This window comes from Flagellimonas olearia (genome assembly GCF_004150225.1).
GTDB classification, from domain to species: domain Bacteria; phylum Bacteroidota; class Bacteroidia; order Flavobacteriales; family Flavobacteriaceae; genus Flagellimonas; species Flagellimonas olearia.
The window spans coordinates 308,546-325,076 of the sequence record NZ_ML142909.1 but is presented as its reverse complement, the minus strand read 5'-3'; the positions used below and the strand labels follow the sequence as shown (position 1 = coordinate 325,076).

Annotated in this window: 11 protein-coding genes; all 11 read right to left on the bottom strand. The window is 40.5% G+C overall.

What is annotated here, in order from left to right:
• Positions 1–64 precede the first annotated feature (64 nt).
• On the bottom strand, positions 65–1,264 hold the full coding sequence (locus tag DN53_RS10400) for a FecR family protein (protein WP_129654212.1): 1,200 nt from the start codon (positions 1,262–1,264) through the stop codon (positions 65–67).
• Between the two features lie 70 nt (positions 1,265–1,334).
• On the bottom strand, positions 1,335–1,841 hold the full coding sequence (locus DN53_RS10395; protein WP_129654211.1) for an RNA polymerase sigma-70 factor: 507 nt from the start codon (positions 1,839–1,841) through the stop codon (positions 1,335–1,337).
• 241 nt (positions 1,842–2,082) lie between these two features.
• A complete protein-coding gene (locus tag DN53_RS10390) occupies positions 2,083–2,508 on the bottom strand; it encodes a hypothetical protein (RefSeq protein ID WP_129654210.1) in 426 nt (141 codons plus the stop codon).
• Between the two features lie 117 nt (positions 2,509–2,625).
• Complete coding sequence (locus DN53_RS10385; RefSeq protein WP_129654209.1) at positions 2,626–3,270, bottom strand: response regulator transcription factor; 645 nt, start codon at positions 3,268–3,270, stop codon at positions 2,626–2,628.
• The gene (locus DN53_RS10380) at positions 3,263–5,119 is read right to left on the bottom strand and encodes a tetratricopeptide repeat-containing sensor histidine kinase (RefSeq protein ID WP_165357367.1); all 1,857 of its coding nucleotides are present in this window, start codon (positions 5,117–5,119) and stop codon (positions 3,263–3,265) included. Before DN53_RS10380 ends, DN53_RS10385 begins: the two co-directional genes overlap by 8 nt.
• Before the next feature lie 296 nt (positions 5,120–5,415).
• Entirely contained in the window at positions 5,416–6,318 is a 903-nt protein-coding gene (locus DN53_RS10375) for a PorP/SprF family type IX secretion system membrane protein (protein ID WP_129654207.1), read from the bottom strand.
• 7 nt (positions 6,319–6,325) lie between these two features.
• Positions 6,326–10,453: a T9SS type B sorting domain-containing protein gene (locus DN53_RS10370; protein WP_165357365.1), complete on the bottom strand. Its 4,128-nt coding sequence runs from the start codon at positions 10,451–10,453 to the stop codon at positions 6,326–6,328.
• Between the two features lie 783 nt (positions 10,454–11,236).
• A complete protein-coding gene (locus DN53_RS10365) occupies positions 11,237–11,422 on the bottom strand; it encodes a hypothetical protein (RefSeq protein ID WP_129654205.1) in 186 nt (61 codons plus the stop codon).
• Positions 11,423–11,522: 100 nt separating this feature from the next.
• On the bottom strand, positions 11,523–12,809 hold the full coding sequence (locus DN53_RS10360) for a DUF885 domain-containing protein (RefSeq protein WP_129654204.1): 1,287 nt from the start codon (positions 12,807–12,809) through the stop codon (positions 11,523–11,525).
• 46 nt (positions 12,810–12,855) lie between these two features.
• A complete protein-coding gene (locus DN53_RS10355; RefSeq protein WP_129654203.1) occupies positions 12,856–14,589 on the bottom strand; it encodes a PD40 domain-containing protein in 1,734 nt (577 codons plus the stop codon).
• 242 nt (positions 14,590–14,831) lie between these two features.
• Entirely contained in the window at positions 14,832–16,463 is a 1,632-nt protein-coding gene (locus DN53_RS10350) for a trypsin-like peptidase domain-containing protein (protein ID WP_129654202.1), read from the bottom strand.
• Between the last annotated feature and the right edge of the window lie 68 nt (positions 16,464–16,531).

Here is a 16,531-nt window from a genome sequence, read left to right as displayed (position 1 = left end):
TTCTTCAGAGTGATGGTTATTTATATTCCAGTATTCATTTCATAGGCACGTAGTTTCTTTTGCGTTAGTAAATTTTGATTTGATTGTTTTCCATATGGTAATCGAAGCCATAATTTCTTTTAAAAGACTCCAATATATCCTCCATAGTTTCTATTTTGACATCAAATGTTGCCGTGAAGGTTTCTTCCCCTAGTTGGGCGTTGCTGTTTGTAATTGACACATTGTAGCATCGTGCCAATTTTTTGATGATATCCTTGAATTTCATATGACTGAACACCATCCTCCCCTTTGTCCATGCCGTATAGATACCCGTATCTACTTCTTTGACAGAAATATCCCCTCTCTCCTTGCTCCATGCCCCCATAAACCCCGGCTCCAACATCGTATACTCCTCCCCATTTTTTTCCTGAGAACTTTTGTATAGCCCAACGGAGCCTTCCAGTAAAACCGTATTCACATAGGCATCCTCCGGATAGGAAGAAACAACAAACCGAGTCCCCAGGACCTTAACACCCAAATCATCCGCATTGACTATAAAGGGTTGCTCCTTGTTTTTATGGACATCAAAAAAAGCCTCACCTTCCATAAAAACTTCCCTAGTTTTGCCTTTGACAAACCGAACGGGATACTTCAAGGAGGTCCCGGCATTCAAGTGCACCTTGGTTCCATCGGATAGAACAAGCTGAAATGTTTTTCCATAGGGAACGGTCAGTTTATGATATTCCAGTGGTTTATCTGTATTATCCAAACCGGCGGGCTGTTCACTATCGGACGTATAATCCAGTTGACCGGCTTTTTGCAACCCCACTATTTTACCTTGACGGTTCCTAAACTGTTTATGATCTGATTTTGTCAGTTTTTCAACGGAACCATTTTCAAGCTCCAGGGTAATGGCTTCTTGTTTGATCAATGGTTGGCCCACATCATTGGTGAAATTTTGAAAGAGAAAAAAATAGGTGCATCCAACAACTCCGATAAAAACTGCCGCAATCTTGAGTACCGTATTCAAATACTTAAGTTTGGAGTCCTGTATTGTGCTTGCCTTTAACCTTTCCCATTCCATGGTATGTGTTTCATCCACATCCTTTTTCAAGCGACTTCTTTCAAGCCAATGGCTGGGTTCTGCCAATTTTTGCATTATATAATCGCGCTCGTCTTGATTCAGCTCCTCTGAGGTATCCACCTCTTCAATCCTTTCGCGTAGTAGGATTGTCCTGGCCAGTTTTTTGGCCAGTTCCATTAGTTTGCTGAAATCTCTTAACATATTATAATTGTTGCTGTCCTTTTACTTAAAGACGATGGAAGTTGCCTATGGGGTTAAAAGTTTTCCGTTTTTATGGCAAAAAAATGTGGGTCACTAGTGCAATGTGCTCCCGAAGTTGGAAACGGAGCTTACGATAGGCTATTTTTTTCTGTGCTTTTACCGTATTCAGGGTTATTTCCAATTCGTTGGCTATCTCACCATTTTTATAGCCCAACAAACTTAGTTTTATGATTTTCTTACATCTTAAGGGCAAGGTATTTACTGCATGGTCCACCAAGCGTGCGGTTTCTTGCAAAACAAGCTCACTCGAAAAAAAAGAATCAGTCTCCATGCTTTGTATTGCCTCTTCGGATAAATCACATTTGGATTTATACCGCTTGCTCTTCAACACATCCAATGATCTATTCTTTACCGCTGTGTACAAATAGGACCTAACCGTATCCTGGCATTTAAAAACCGTTTTTTGGTTCCAAACTTTGATGAAGATTTCCTGCACAACATCCTTTGCCATTTCAAGGTCGTTCAAATAACGATTGCAAAACAAGCAAAGTGCAACATGGTGGGTATCAAAAAGAATTTTGTATTCCTTGGGTGTTAGACGGTATGTTTTATTGGCTTTCAGTTTTAAGAGGTTATTTTGACCTTACATTGTAATTTTTCCAGTAGCGGCCCTTGGTTTTGTTCGTTCCATTTGAATACGCAAGAATCATGAATCCATTGAATTCAAAACTCTTTGTGGATGATTGCAATACACAAGTGCCCAGAACTATTCATGGCACAAAAAAAGGGCAATCAAAGACTGCCCTATTCCAAACTAACTAAAACAACTCAATCAATGAGTAAACAGTTACGATGCCTGATGATCTCAGCATAATATTATGTTGGTTTGCATTCATAACATTAGTAAGACGACCATAAATTGAAATAGGGTTAAAAGTTTTTAAATAATTTATATTTGAGTATGCTATTAACCGTTCATTGCCGTTTGAATCCTTTCTTGGATTTTTTTCCTTACCAAAGGAAAGACCAATAAAAAACAGTGGTAATTGAGCAAGCTTCACAATTAGGCCATCCTTTAAGGCATATGTAAGACCTTCCTTTTTCTTGGACAAAAAAGAACTTCCAATATTGTCATGCATTTTAATGTGCCCGTGAAAACCGGCCATGCGTAGGCTTGGCCCAAACAAACTTGAGATAAGTAAACAAAACGTAATACATACGGTTTGAAATTGTGATTCGGGCATTGATTCAACCTTTGTTTTTTCGGAACTACAAGTTAAATCGCCAAGACCTCAATAAAAATACGTACCCATACACAATTTTTACGTAGGGGTACGTATCTGTAACAGATTAAATACAGGTTATAGGGATAATATCAAATCCTTGTACTTCGAGATCCATGAAGTCCATTGATCCCCATCGCTCCCCAATTCCAATTTTTGAATCATATTACTCCTATGTTTCTGGACAGTCCGCAAAGAAATCAACAACTCCCCTGCAATTTCCTTAGAAGTTTTGGACTGGGCCATCATTCGAAGAATGGTACGCTCTGAGGAGGACAATAGTTTCAGTTTTTGGAGTTGCGGATTGATTGTCGTTTCAACCACTTGTTCAAAGCTTTTGCTAAAATATGTACTTCCCACACTGACCATTTGAATGCATTTCTGGATTTCCGAAAAAGGTTCCTCCTTCATCAAATAGCCACTGATTCCCAATTGTTTGGCCCTATACACAAGCCCCTCCTCCTTGTGCGAGGTGAGTAGGATAAAACGGGTCTCACAACCTACTTCCCTTGCCTTTGCGATAACTTCTATCCCGGAGAGCATGGGCATTTGAATATCCAAAATGGCAATATCGGGTTGCTGGTCCGCCAGTGCCTCCAAAGCCTCCAAGCCGTTGGTTGCCTGGGCAATCACATTATATCCTTTGGATCCAAGCTCATCTACCAGCCCCTTTAATAACAGCGGATGATCATCGGCGATCAATAAAGTATGGGAATTATGCATTGATAATAGGAATATTTGCGTTAATGGATGTTCCTCTGTTGTTGGCGGTCCGGATTTGAACCCTTCCACCCATCATCCGGATTCTTTGCCCCATTGTTTTGAGTCCTAGACCTTGGCCCTTGTATTTTTCTTCATGGCTGAAACCTATTCCATTGTCCTCAATCAACAATTTCACACTATTGGATTCCCTTACAATCTCAATCAACACCTCGGTAGCCTGTGAATGTTTTACCAAATTGGTCATTGCCTCTTGTACAAAACGATAGAGGTTTACATTTTGCTCCTTGGAAAAGCAACCCTCTATGGAATCCATTTCCAAGGTGAAAATAATATCATATTTCTCATCAAAGGTATAGATCAACTGTTGAATGGCACCTGTAATTCCCAAACTGACCAATGCAAGGGGAAGAAGACCTTTTCCCACCTGTCTTACTTCATCAAGGGTATCTTGGGAAAGTTGCAACAATTCTGTTTGGTTGGCATCCCTAGCTTTTTTTGATAATATGGTAAGTTGCTGCCCAACACCATCGTGCAATTCGCGGGCAATATACTCCCTTTCCCTTTCTTGCTGCCTTAACAGGTCTTGGGAATATTTTTCGGTAAGTTCTTGCTCCTTTTCGGCAAACCGCCTGTTCCTGTACAACCATAAAAAACCAGACCCACCAACAAGTAGTATACCTCCAAAGACCAACCAATAGGTCTTTTCCTTGTTCTGGGCATCCAATATCTTAATGTCCTGCCGTTGTTTTGCAATTTCCATATCCTTCTTTTCCGTTTCAAGTTCGGCCTGCATAAAGGCAAATTTTCGCCTAGAGGTTACATTATTGACGGAATCTTTCATCTGTGTATATTTTTTATAATGTTGGATTGACTCCTCCAAATTGTTCATCCGTTCATAAATGTTTGCCAACAAAAACTCTGAGCGCATAATATTTTCGGCCTCAAAAGAGCCTTTAACCCCATCAAGGGCTTTTTGGGCATACCTTTCCGCTTGAACCAATTGGTTATTGACCAACGCATTCTGACTCAAAGCCAACTGATAATACGTCCCCAAGAAAGGATTGTTGATATGGGGCCCTATCTTGGTCATCAATTCCTTTTTATAAAGGTTCGATGTATCCTTGATCCCGTTTTTGGCATAAATGGAGACTGCATAAGAAAGAGTCAAAATATCCACAATCCCCTGTACATCGGATTCATGGCCCTTCTCTTTAAGTGCCATTCGGATTTGATGAAGTTCTTCGGCAAGATTATTTTGGCGATCGGCCTCATTGCAGGCGGCCAAACGCGCCATAGTAACCACCTGATACTCCTTTATCTCAATGCCCTTTTCAAAAACCTCCTGGCGGGCCTCCTGTGCTCTATCATATAACCCATTCTTACCATAAAGTTGTGCCAAACCGTTCTGTGCCCACAAATACATCAGTGTATCCCTTTGATGGGAAAATATCTTCTTGGCCTTTTCAAAATAGCCCACACTCTGGGAGATCTCGTTAACCTTATCACTATTCTCACCAGCCTTTAAATAGGCATAACCAAATTCATATAACGAGGAATCCTTATGCTTTTCCATAAAAACAATTCCCTTATCCAATATTTCCAAGGATTCTTTGTAAAACTGCATAAAGGTCGCCGCCTCTGCATAGGTGATGTAAAAGAAAGCTATCTGCTTTTCATCGCTATTGTAATGGAGATAAGGCTGATACTCCTTCAATATGCCATAAGCCTTTTTATGGTTGATGGATTCGTAGATGTAATACATGCCCAAGGTATTGGTGAACAGCAGGGCTTTTTTCCATTGCTCTTGGACCAATAACGAATCCCGATACTGAAGAAAATCGTTATCCACCCAATTGTTATTTAACCTCCCCTCCTTAAGCAAACCGTTTAAATAAGCTACTTTTTCTTCAAATGTTGGGATTGAATCCAAATTACCGATTATCTCACCATGATCCTTGAAGGTTTGGGAACGACCTGTTCCAACAACCAAACAAAAAAACAATATCAGTATGGGTATGGGAGATTTATTCACAGCCATAAAAATACCATTATTACGTATTTTTTTAGGGAGATATACGAATATCTCGCTTTACACATTCCAGTATACCCAACATTTTCAATATCTATGATGAATCGTCCTTGGTCTCAATAAATGTTGGAAATAAAATCATATCTTAAAAAGAACTCATGTGTACCTCCTGTATATGGTCGAATCCCTGATACCGGAATTTCATAGGCATACCCCAACCTCAGCTTTTCCCCTATCCTAAGACTTCCCAGACCACCTACTGCATCATAACTGTTAAAACGATAGTTGGCTCCTAACATGAATCGGTCATAAAACGTAACATTGGTTCCCACATCAATGGAAACCAAGGTGCTATTGGTCACTATAAACATGGTTGTTGGCTGCAATTCGATGGATGGGGCAAGAGTCAAACCATATCCAGCCGTGAAATATAAATTGGTGCTTTCCGCAATCCTATAGGATGAATCAGTATTTGCTATATAATCAACATTGAACAGTTGCGGTACCGATAAAGCCATGTACCACTGTTTTCCATACAGAAAACTTCCCACCCCAATATTTGGGGACCAACTATCCGAATATGAATTGAAAAAGGGGTCCACTTGCACATCGGGGTTATTCAAAAGTCCAGGGTTCAAGGAATAATGGGTAAAACCTGCCTTTATCCCAAAGGCCAGACGCGTAGCCCCACCTACCTGTAACGTATAGGAGAAATCTCCATAGAAATAATCAAATTTCTCTTCGCCCAAACTATCGCTTACAAGGGAAAGGCCCAACCCTACCTTCTCATTCCGTAAAGGCGTATGTACCGAAAATATTTGGGTAGATGGGGCTCCATCAAAACCAGTCCATTGGGAACGATGCATCAAAATCGCCGAAAAGCTCTGTGTACTTCCTGCAAATGCGGGGTTAATACTGACTGGATTGTACAGGTACTGTGTAAACTGTGGGGCCTGTTGTGCAAAAGCAATACCTGGGTACAAAACTCCTACCATAATCCAAATGACATACTTCTTCATCCTAATCCTATTTTGTTCCAATGTAGATACTGCCCTTGATGGGCCCTATTTTGGTATGTAAAACCTGTATCACATAGAAATAAGTTCCCGAGGACAATGGGTTATTGCCCTGTGTTGCATTCCAATCGTTTTTATAATCTTCTGACTTGTAGACCTGCTGGCCCCAACGATCAAAAACCACTAGTGATATTTTTTCTCCATAGGTATCGGAGCCTCCAACAATGAAATAATCGTTATGCCCATCTTCATTTGGGGTAAGCACCTTGGAGACCTCTATTCGTAACTCCCCATCCATGTCACAACCATCTTCTACGTTTATTTCAACAACAACCTGATTGGCACACATTCCGGCTTGCTCCGTGTACGTGAAAATGTAAGTTCCCATACCCATGACCGATGGATCGATTACCGAGCCGTTTAAACCAACCCCATTACTTTGGGATTCCCAGATTCCATTCCCTGCTTCACCCTCTATACTATCATAAAGATCCAAACGGGTTTGGGTATTGCAGACCGAAATGTTTTCATCAACACTTATCTGTGTGGGAAGTACCGTGATGTTTTGTTCAATGTGTGTTTCATTGCCCTTGGAATCAGTGGCTGTCCAGTAACGCTCTATCTGGTATCCTTCACCTGAAACAGTCTCGTTTTGGCCATACTCAAATTGAACTTCCAAATCACAATTATCCTCAAAAACCGGATTGGGTATTTCCGGTACTTGATTGCAATATACCGTGAGGTCCAAATCCATTTCTGAAATCAATTCTGGAGGGGTGGTGTCCTCAATAATCACATTTTGGGTCTGAAAACTTGTATTGCCATTTTCATCTTCGTAGGTCCAGGTCACTACCTTGGTTCCCTGTTGGGTCATAGGCAATATAGCATCATGGGAAATAATGACCGTGGCGCTGCAATTATCCATTACAGAAGGCGGTGACAGTTCACTGACCCCACATTCAGCGACAATGTCCGGAAGGTTTGCCGAGTTGGGTATTGGAGCCATGGTATCCACCACGGTGACCGTGGCGATGCATTGCGAACTGACCCCATTATCTGCGGTTACGGTCAATACCACTTGATTGATTCCTAAGGTTGAACAATCAAATTCAGTAACATCAAGGGCAAGTGTTATTTCACTATCCTGATCATAAGAGCCGTTATCGATTTCCTCTGGACTTATAATTACCCTACCGTTTGAATCGAGAGTAGCTGTAATATCCTGACAAATGGCCACGGGAGCCATGTCTTGTAACTCATAGGCGCCCATATCCACTGTACCGCCATTGGCATAATCATAAATACGCTCGTTTCCGGCCAAATCGACTGCAGATTCCGGTGCTCCTAACGATACCACAAAATTATTGCTCCCCGTATTTATACCAGGGCTACTAGCTTTTAATCTAAAATCATATTGGGCTGCATCTTCAAATTCAGGGGTTGAAGTCAAATTACGGGCCTGTGTCACACCGCCCGAAACATCTCCGTTATAGATCAATGAATTATACATCCGTCCAAAACCACCAACCATGTTGATATGGCCATTGGTGCCGGTATTATTGGAAAGTATGGAGTTCACAACCAACAAGCCCCCATCGCTTAAATGGATACCTCCCCCCATGGTCGAAGTGTTATTGTCCAAGGTGGAATTTATAATTTCAACTTCACCGGATTCACAGGATACAGCACCTCCGGCAGTGGTCGCATTATTATTATAGAGCAAGCAATTTATCAATTTGGTGTCCCCGGTAAAACTGATCAAAGCACCTCCCACACCATTACTACCATCACTGAAGGCTATATTATCATGTAGTATGCTATTTTTCAGTAAAAAGTTGGCATTTTGATTTATATAAAGACCTCCCCCAGTTCGGCCAATACCCACTTCACTATTGTCCGAAGGATCGTCCGCATAGGAATACTGGACAATGAATCCATCTACAATCACATTGGGTTGTAAGACGGTCAAAATGGTATGACTGTCCCCGGTATCTGCCAATGCATTCCCATTGATATCCCCACTTAAGATGGTCGGAGCCGCATTCCAATCTCTTTGATCGGAGGAAGTTTCATTTCCGGTAAAACCTCCCAAAAGGGTAACCCCTTCTGGAATGACAAAAGAATCGTATTCTGAAGCTCCCGGTTTGTAGGTGCCTTGGGCCACCCATATCTCGGTTAAACCACAATTGGCAGAGAGGGCAAGTGCATCCTGTAAATCGGTATATGCATCGTTCCACGAGGTTCCATTGTTTGCCCCCGCGGCCTGTTCATCCACATAAATGACACCTGAACCGCGATCATAGGGATCTACCACAGTAACCGTGGCTGTGGCCGAAACCGAATTATAACCGTCATTGACCGTTAAGGTAACCGTATGCGTTCCCGCATCGGCACAGGTAAAATTGGTTTTACTCAATGTTCTGGTAAATGTGGTGTAACAGCCATTGGCATCTATACTGTTATCGTCTATATCTTCAGGTGTTAGGGTTGCGCCCCCATTGGCACCCAGATAAATGGTAACGGGTTTCGTGTTCACGATAGGAGGCGTATCCTTGCTGATTTGATAAATGTAATTATAGGTAGCCGTATTCCCATATTGGTCGGTTACCTCAATGGGAACCGATACATTGGTCCCAATATCGGCACAGGTTGCGGTACGCGTGCTGGCTACAGCGGTATAGCTTCCACAATTATCCGAAATATCGAAAGGGCCTTGTGGTGTAAGTTCCACAGAAGTATTATGTCCCATTTCAATAAAATTGGTCATCGAAAGCATAAAGGGAGGGGTATTGTCCACTACGGTTACATTGGCCGTACAGGTAGCCTCATTGCCCCTTACATCAAGAACCGTTAAGGTAACTGGGACGGTACCAACATCATCACAGGTAAAGGTGGTTTGTGATAGGGACATAGAAGCTATGGAAATATTATCCGTGGACCCTGCATCTATATCAGCCGCAGTTATGGTGACAGAACCATCTGCAAATAAAGGATTCTCAGGATCAAGAGACACTGTAATATCCTTGCAAACCGCCACAGGAGGCTGTTCATCGTAAATGACCCTGTATCGGATATAACCGGTAACAGGATTACTAGTCGTTCCTCCTTCTGTTCTTACCACATTAATGGCATCCGTGAAAGTAAATGACTCTCCACCGCCGCCACCACGCTCCAAATCGCCACCACCGCCACCATAATAACCGCCGCCTCCGCCGCCTGCCGCTCCTTTACCTAGAAACTGATTTGAACATTCTGCAAATTCATTACGTGGATAAAATATCGAACCGGCCCCGCCACCGGCCCAGCCCGCACCACCTCGATTGACATCCCTAATTACTGTTTTTTTACATGTAGGATCAAATAACCCTCCCGAACAATCTCCGCTATATAATTCCGTAGGTGGATGATATCCTCCTGCACCTCCTCTATATGGTGATTTCCCTACAATATCTTCTTTAAAAATGTCATATTCACTACTTACTGGCCTTTCCTTTAGTCTTCCTCCTCCACCTGAAAATACAAAGAATCTCTGTCCTGCTTCCTCCCCATAGTAACCTGATGTAGGACCTCCACCTGTTCCCCAATCAGTAGGGGGGATAACTGCCCTCCCATTTTCTCCACAAGAATCTTTTCCATCCCTGGCAATCCCACCACCATACCCATGGGAAACCACGGCTTCGATTGCCGCTCCACCACCACCACCGGCAGCAATTGCTATGGGATTTGTAGCTTGGTTGTATGGGGTTATTGCCGTAGCCCCGCCACCGCCACCGCTGGCGGCAACATCATGAGCATCGGATTCTCCACGAGATCCTATAAAAAAATGGAGCCGGTCTCCTGCATTTTCACTGGTAATGGGCAAGGTAAACCGTACGGTGCCCCCTTCCCCGCCCTGTCCTATTTTCTGCGCCACCAAACCTTGCCAAGTGGCACGTCCGCCATCGCCTCCTTTAAGGATGAACTCTACGGCTACCGCCCCGTCTTCCAATGTTGGCAAATAACCGTCCATGGTGGCCCGGGTACGTGAATGCCCTCCCCCTTCGTAGGGTAATGGAGTCCATTCGCTATTGATCAAGTCTCCTATAGAGGTATGGGGTCGATTTACGGTTTGTCCGATCAGGCTTGCTGAACATAACATAAATAGGACTAGTACAATCGGTAGTGATTGAAGCGTTGATTTGGGCATGTGAAAAAGTCTTTATGCTTTCACGCCGCAAGTTATATCCATGTAGAATCAAATAAAATACGCACCTATATACATAATTTACGTAGGGGTACTTAAGCGATAGTTATTTCAAAAAAAGAAGAACAGGTTAGGTTTATGACCATATTACAACTAAAATACTGCTATAAGTTCTACTTTTTGTTAATGCTTTACTATTGACATATATAGAAATAGGGGTTCAACTTAACGAAGATTAGAAACAAATCACTAAACCCGTATCGTTAGTGTGATTTTTGTGGATATTGGACAAAAATAGGACACCTTATAGGTTTCTTAAATTCAAGATCGGAATTACCAGTTCCTCTTTTGTCATAATGAAATATGGTAAACCCTCTTTGAGCAAATAATATGGCCTCCGCACCTGAAGCACTTCGGTCTGAGTTTCCAGAAGAAGTCACAATTATAAGGGGTTCCCTTTACTGTTATCAGGATACCAAATAGTTCCATTAAGACTTGATCCACCGGACACAAAACCAACATCTTCACTTTTTGGAGCCTTACGATTATCAAAAAGATCCTTTTCCAATGTATACGGAACCTTTATGGTATCAACTATAAGTAGACCCTGAGGTTTGCTATAATTATCTAGCCATTTGTTTTTGAAAGAATATGCGTAAAAATCACTTTGCAACTTAAAATTTATTGAATTTCCTTTCAATTCAACATCTTGAAACGGAATTCGATGGTATTTTGCTGTTAGCTCGTAAAGAAAACCTTGAAACTGACAGAGTCTTTTTCTATTATAAAACCAATATTATCGGAAAAGTTGCCGTTTTTAATTATTCCAATAAAGTTTCCTGTTTTTATTCTCTCTTTAATTTCTTTATTTGGATTGCAAGAAAGCATTCCAAATGCCATGAAGATGATAAGTATCCTTTTCATGTGCCAATAGTTTCACGTCATATTGTTTCTAACTTATTGGTATAACCATAAAAACGGATAAAACGTTGCCTTTGCAATAACCAGTTTTCAAATAAGAGTTTTATTTTTTCTTCATCATTTTTTTGATAATGCTAATAGGTATGTCCCCATGCCCTAATACCTCATGATGAAAGGTATTAAAGTCAAAGTCAGAGTTTGACTTTGCATCTTGGAGAAGTCCCAAAAATACTTTTGACCCGTATTTATAGGTAATTACCTGTGCTGGCCAACGTTTCATTCTGTTAATTTCCCGAACACCAATATCATCTTGATCTTTAATGTGTTCTTTCCAAAATGCAAGGGCCTTGTCATCGGACCAACCATAGTGGTTTAACGCAACATCAAGACAAACCCTAACGGACCTGATCAGATCCCATTCCCATTTACCGTACTCGTCATATATGGTTTTAAAAATTCCCAATTCATTACCCAAATGTTCCACATATGCACCCCAGCCTTCGACATATCCGGGATACCAAAAAAGTTGTTGTATCCGGGTTCTCTCAACTATGTTGTTGACCATAGATTGATAATGGTGCCCCGGTATGGCCTCATGGGCATAAAACCATCCCAATTGCCTTTTATTGAACGGTTTATCGAAAACATTGTAGAAAAAAGTGTTGTTGCTGTAATAAGCGGGAACTTGTACCATATTTTGGTTGCTGCTTCTAGCGATATCAACTTCTGGTATTTCTGAGATGTACGGAAAAAGATTCTTTGAGCGTGCCCCAACCTCTTCCTTGATTTTTTCAAATGCTTTTTGAATGTCTTCCGGGTTTTCAAAATAAAAATCCTGGTCCCCCAAATATTCTTGAAATTCCTCCTCGGACAATCCTGAAGCGCTCTGTAACCGTTTCATATTGGACTTCACCATTGCTATCTCTTCCAATCCAAAACTGAATAGTTCTCCCGGTTTCACCTCAGCATCCACCCAACGTTTTAAGAGATAGCTATACCAATTTTTTCCGTTGGGGACAGTGTAAATACTTTTGGTATCATCCAGATCAACCTTTTTCCAATTTTGTTCCAAATGGATTCTTTCGAGATTTAAATTGATTTCATAATTGATGATTTCATAATTGATCCATTGATGATCTGTTAGTTTGGAACTATCAATGTTATTTATTTTTTCAAGCATCCCTTTAAAAAAGGTCTCTTGTTTAGCCAAATCCTTCTCTTCGGAAACATCCTGGAGCATGTTCACATAATTGACCTGCAAATCAGGTATGTCCAATACTTCAAAAGCATCCAAAAATTCTTTCTCTATTGTTCCAAAATCCTGCTTTTGGGAAAAAGTCAGTATCGGAAGTATAAAAAGAATCCAAAAAAGATTGTGTTTTTTGTTCATGTACAGTTATTTTTAAAGTTAAATGTGCCTTAATCCATTTTGTTTACTACCTCCAATCCTCAGCATTAAATGGAACGGCATAAATGTCCAAATGGCCATCAAAATTTTCTGGGTTATCGGAATCCCTTGTGGAAGTGAACAACAACTTTTTACCATCTGGTGTTACAAATGGGCTTCCGTCCACTCCTTCGCTGTTCAACGACCTCATATTTTTGGGCCTTCCCCATATTCCATTTTCCTGAAACGAAATGTAAAGGTCAGATACCCCTAGGTCTCCTTCCGCATACATTCTAACAAAGATCATGAAGGATTCATCTGGTGAAACATAAGCATCAGATTCCAATAGATCGGTGTTTATATAATCTGGGAGAGGTTCTGCCTTCTGGTACTTTCCTTCGACCCATCTTGAAACATAGATATCATAGTTTTCATCCTTATCTTCCCGGCTGAAATAAATATTTCCACTTCGTGTCCGCAACGGATAATATTCATTTAAGGTTGAATTGATTTCTTCGGGAAGCATCTCCGCTTCCTGCCAAGCCCCATTGCTTAGTTTGCTTCGCCAAATGTTCCCATCTTTTCTATGTAGGTCTTTTGGTACTCCACCTTTCATTTTAAAATAGAGGTATGCGCCGTCTTCTGAAATCTGGGCATCACTCGCATCGGTATACACTTTCCCTCCTATTACAACACTTTCAGGTTTTAAAAATATACCGTCCTCAATTTTGCTTACGGTAATTTGTCGTTCCCTAAAATCGGAAGAGGCTTTTGTATAATAGATTGCATCGTTGTTCGATGAAATACTTCCACCGTACTCCACATTTTCCGTGGTAACGGCACCTACCTGAAATCTGACTGGGACCGTTCCAGAATGGGGGGTGGAGTTTTCTTTTTCCAAAAATTTATTGAGATCAAATGAGACTATGTAATGGTTGAAAAATATATTCTCGTCACTGTTGCCCCTACTACTGGTAAAAATCAGGTATTTTTCATCTTGTGTCACAAATGGACTTCCGTCATATCCTTCAGAATTGATATCTGCACCCAACCAGATGGGCAAAGACCATCTACCGTTTTGGTTAAAACTGATGTATAAATCCGATTTTCCCAAGTTTTGGTCCCGTTCAAATCCGGCAAAAACCAAATAGCTTTCATCAGGGGCAACAAAGGCATTTCCTTCCAATTTTAGGGAATTGATATAATATGGGAGTGCCTTTGGTTCTTTATAGGTTCCGTTCACATATTCTGATATGTACAGATCACTGTTATTGAAACCCTTCGGTTTGATAGAGAAATAGAGGTTCTTACTTTCTGCCATCCAGGGATAGAATTGGTCTCCTTCCAAATTTTGGACAAAAAATGGTTCTGGTTGTTGCCATTTGCCATTTTTTCTGACGGATTTCCATATATTCCAATCTTTGACCGTATCGTTTTCTTGCTCTTGCATTAATGAAGAAAACAGCATAAGGTTTCCCTCTGGATTCACATAAGCATCTGAATGCGAAGCTTCAGCCGGAAAATCTATTTTTTCAAGTTCATGGAAAATACCATCTTGATATTTCATCCTATATATAGCAGATGTTGATTTTTCCATTTTGGTGAAATACAGTTCCCTGGTTTTTGACACGTAGACGTTGTTCCACTGAACTGAGTCAACGGACAAATGGCCCAATCCCAACTTAACAGGTTTGGTCACGGTTGCGTACTGCTGAAAGACATCATCAGTATTGGTGCAACCGACCATCAGCAAAAAAACATTTATCAAATATTGAATTTTCATTTTTTACTTTTTTATCACAATCAATCTAAAAGGCTCACCCATCCTGCTATAAATGTTTGTGATAAAAAATTGTTGTCAGAACGATGAATAGTTTTCTCATTTTAGTTTTAATTCAAGTGTTTATCTAGGTTTTCCGATTTAAATATTGATTGAAAAAATGTATGGTTTAGGATGATTCAAAAAGCATTTTGTTCTTTTAATGACGCTGTGCTTTATGTTTTGGATTCATCTTTGAATCACTATTATTCAACTTTTTCACCATTTAAATCATATTTGGTCATGTTCAAGAAAATTCCATTTTGGTCATATTCATAGTGAATTGAATTAACCCCTTTGTCGTTTTCAACAGGTTTATTTTCCATATCAAAGTAGGATTCTTTAAAACCATTGTATAACCCCAGTTTTTTATTTTTCCAATTGAAGGTATACGCCACTTTTGCAAAACGGTAGTCCATGTTCAAATGATTCTTTCTATTTGCTAAATTGCCGGATACATCATGAAACGACCAACCGAGTTCATTTCCGTATTCATCAAAATCAAAAGCTACTGATGCATACCCGGCATCTAGGCTCAGAATAGGATTCCCTTTATCATCTACATTTACAATTGACTTTAAAAAACCATTTTCAGATATAGAAATTTTGGCATTGTGGAAAGGGAAATACGTAGTCAGCACATTAGGTGTTCCGTTTTTCTTGAATTGCTTTTGAACAAATGTCCTGTCATCAATTCTTTTAAATTCAAATAGGTAAGTACCTATTCCGCTTTCAATCTGGTTGCCCAAAGAATCCCTTAAGACTAAAAAGGTCTTGTTATTGTTTTTATCCAACTGAAAAACTTCTTTGTGTATATCACCCCCCAAATAATAGTGTCTGTAAGCAGCGGATTTTTCACCCCGGACATCATGGTAAGACCTAATGAGCCTGTCCTCATGGTGAACGTACCTGACCTCATGGGTGCCATAATAGCTATCGTTGTCTGGTTGATCTTTATCGAAATATTGGATGCTCAGTAATTCTTCTTTCCCATTATAGGCAAACCGATAATGTTTTAATGCCATGGCTTCTTCCATCGATATCTTTCCCCTTCCCAAGTATTCCATATTTGGTGAGATAATTCCCGCCAGGTTTGAATAAAACTCAGTTTTGGCACATCCAGTAGTACGCCTTTCTTTACTTTGAATCAAAGCTTTAAAATTATCTGAAGAGGAGGGTTCAAAAACCATTTTGTTTTCCTTTTGGTCAAAATACCCCATAGATACCAATCCAACCAACTTGCCATTCGTATCCAGGACCGGTCCACCGCTACACCCGGCATAATTTCCTTTGGGAACATCCAAGCTTAAATTGCCCTCTTTGGTGAAGTCTATCAATGAACCAACCACATTTACAGGTTTTGTGGTGTTATAGGGATAGCCTAAAAAGCTGACTTTCTCTCCTTTATTCAAAGGTTTCTCCCGCAGCGAATAGATAATAATGTCTTTTGGTACATCTCCCTGAATTTCAAAAACCAGCCAATCTCCCTTTGGAGGCATTTCTATGGCTTCATTTGGGTTTTCATTGATTAATTTGCCTGCATGAACTTTGTTTTTTTCATTCTTTTTGGAAACAAACTCCCAAGATTTGAGCTTGCCGCCAAAACTTATGGTTTTCATGCTATCGGTCTTTGCAAAAAACAGCACATGCTTGGCAGTACATGCATACACCTTGCCATCATATTCCAACAGAAATCCACTGCCTGCATGTGGGTTGTTAAATTTTTGGTTCTTGAACTTGACGTCACAAACCAGTACAGAGTCGGTTTGTGCACTGCACATACAGATACCTATAAAAAGGAGTGTCAGGATTGTGGAAAAGAGCTTCTTTATGTTCATGTTATACTGTTAATCTTCTTTCCATTGCTCCTTCTTCAGATTCAAATCAATTTCCTGTGACTTACTTG

What these genes read in the sequence shown, in the direction of transcription:
- DN53_RS10400 (WP_129654212.1), bottom strand. Translation starts at nt 1,264, where the DNA reads ATGTTAAGAGATTTCAGCAAACTAATGGAACTGGCCAAAAAACTGGCC.
- DN53_RS10390 (WP_129654210.1), bottom strand. Translation starts at nt 2,508, where the DNA reads ATGCCCGAATCACAATTTCAAACCGTATGTATTACGTTTTGTTTACTT.
- DN53_RS10385 (WP_129654209.1), bottom strand. Translation starts at nt 3,270, where the DNA reads ATGCATAATTCCCATACTTTATTGATCGCCGATGATCATCCGCTGTTA.
- DN53_RS10375 (WP_129654207.1), bottom strand. Translation starts at nt 6,318, where the DNA reads ATGAAGAAGTATGTCATTTGGATTATGGTAGGAGTTTTGTACCCAGGT.
- DN53_RS10370 (WP_165357365.1), bottom strand. Translation starts at nt 10,453, where the DNA reads ATGTTATGTTCAGCAAGCCTGATCGGACAAACCGTAAATCGACCCCAT.
- DN53_RS10365 (WP_129654205.1), bottom strand. Translation starts at nt 11,422, where the DNA reads ATGAAAAGGATACTTATCATCTTCATGGCATTTGGAATGCTTTCTTGC.
- DN53_RS10360 (WP_129654204.1), bottom strand. Translation starts at nt 12,809, where the DNA reads ATGAACAAAAAACACAATCTTTTTTGGATTCTTTTTATACTTCCGATA.
- DN53_RS10355 (WP_129654203.1), bottom strand. Translation starts at nt 14,589, where the DNA reads ATGAAAATTCAATATTTGATAAATGTTTTTTTGCTGATGGTCGGTTGC.
- DN53_RS10350 (WP_129654202.1), bottom strand. Translation starts at nt 16,463, where the DNA reads ATGAACATAAAGAAGCTCTTTTCCACAATCCTGACACTCCTTTTTATA.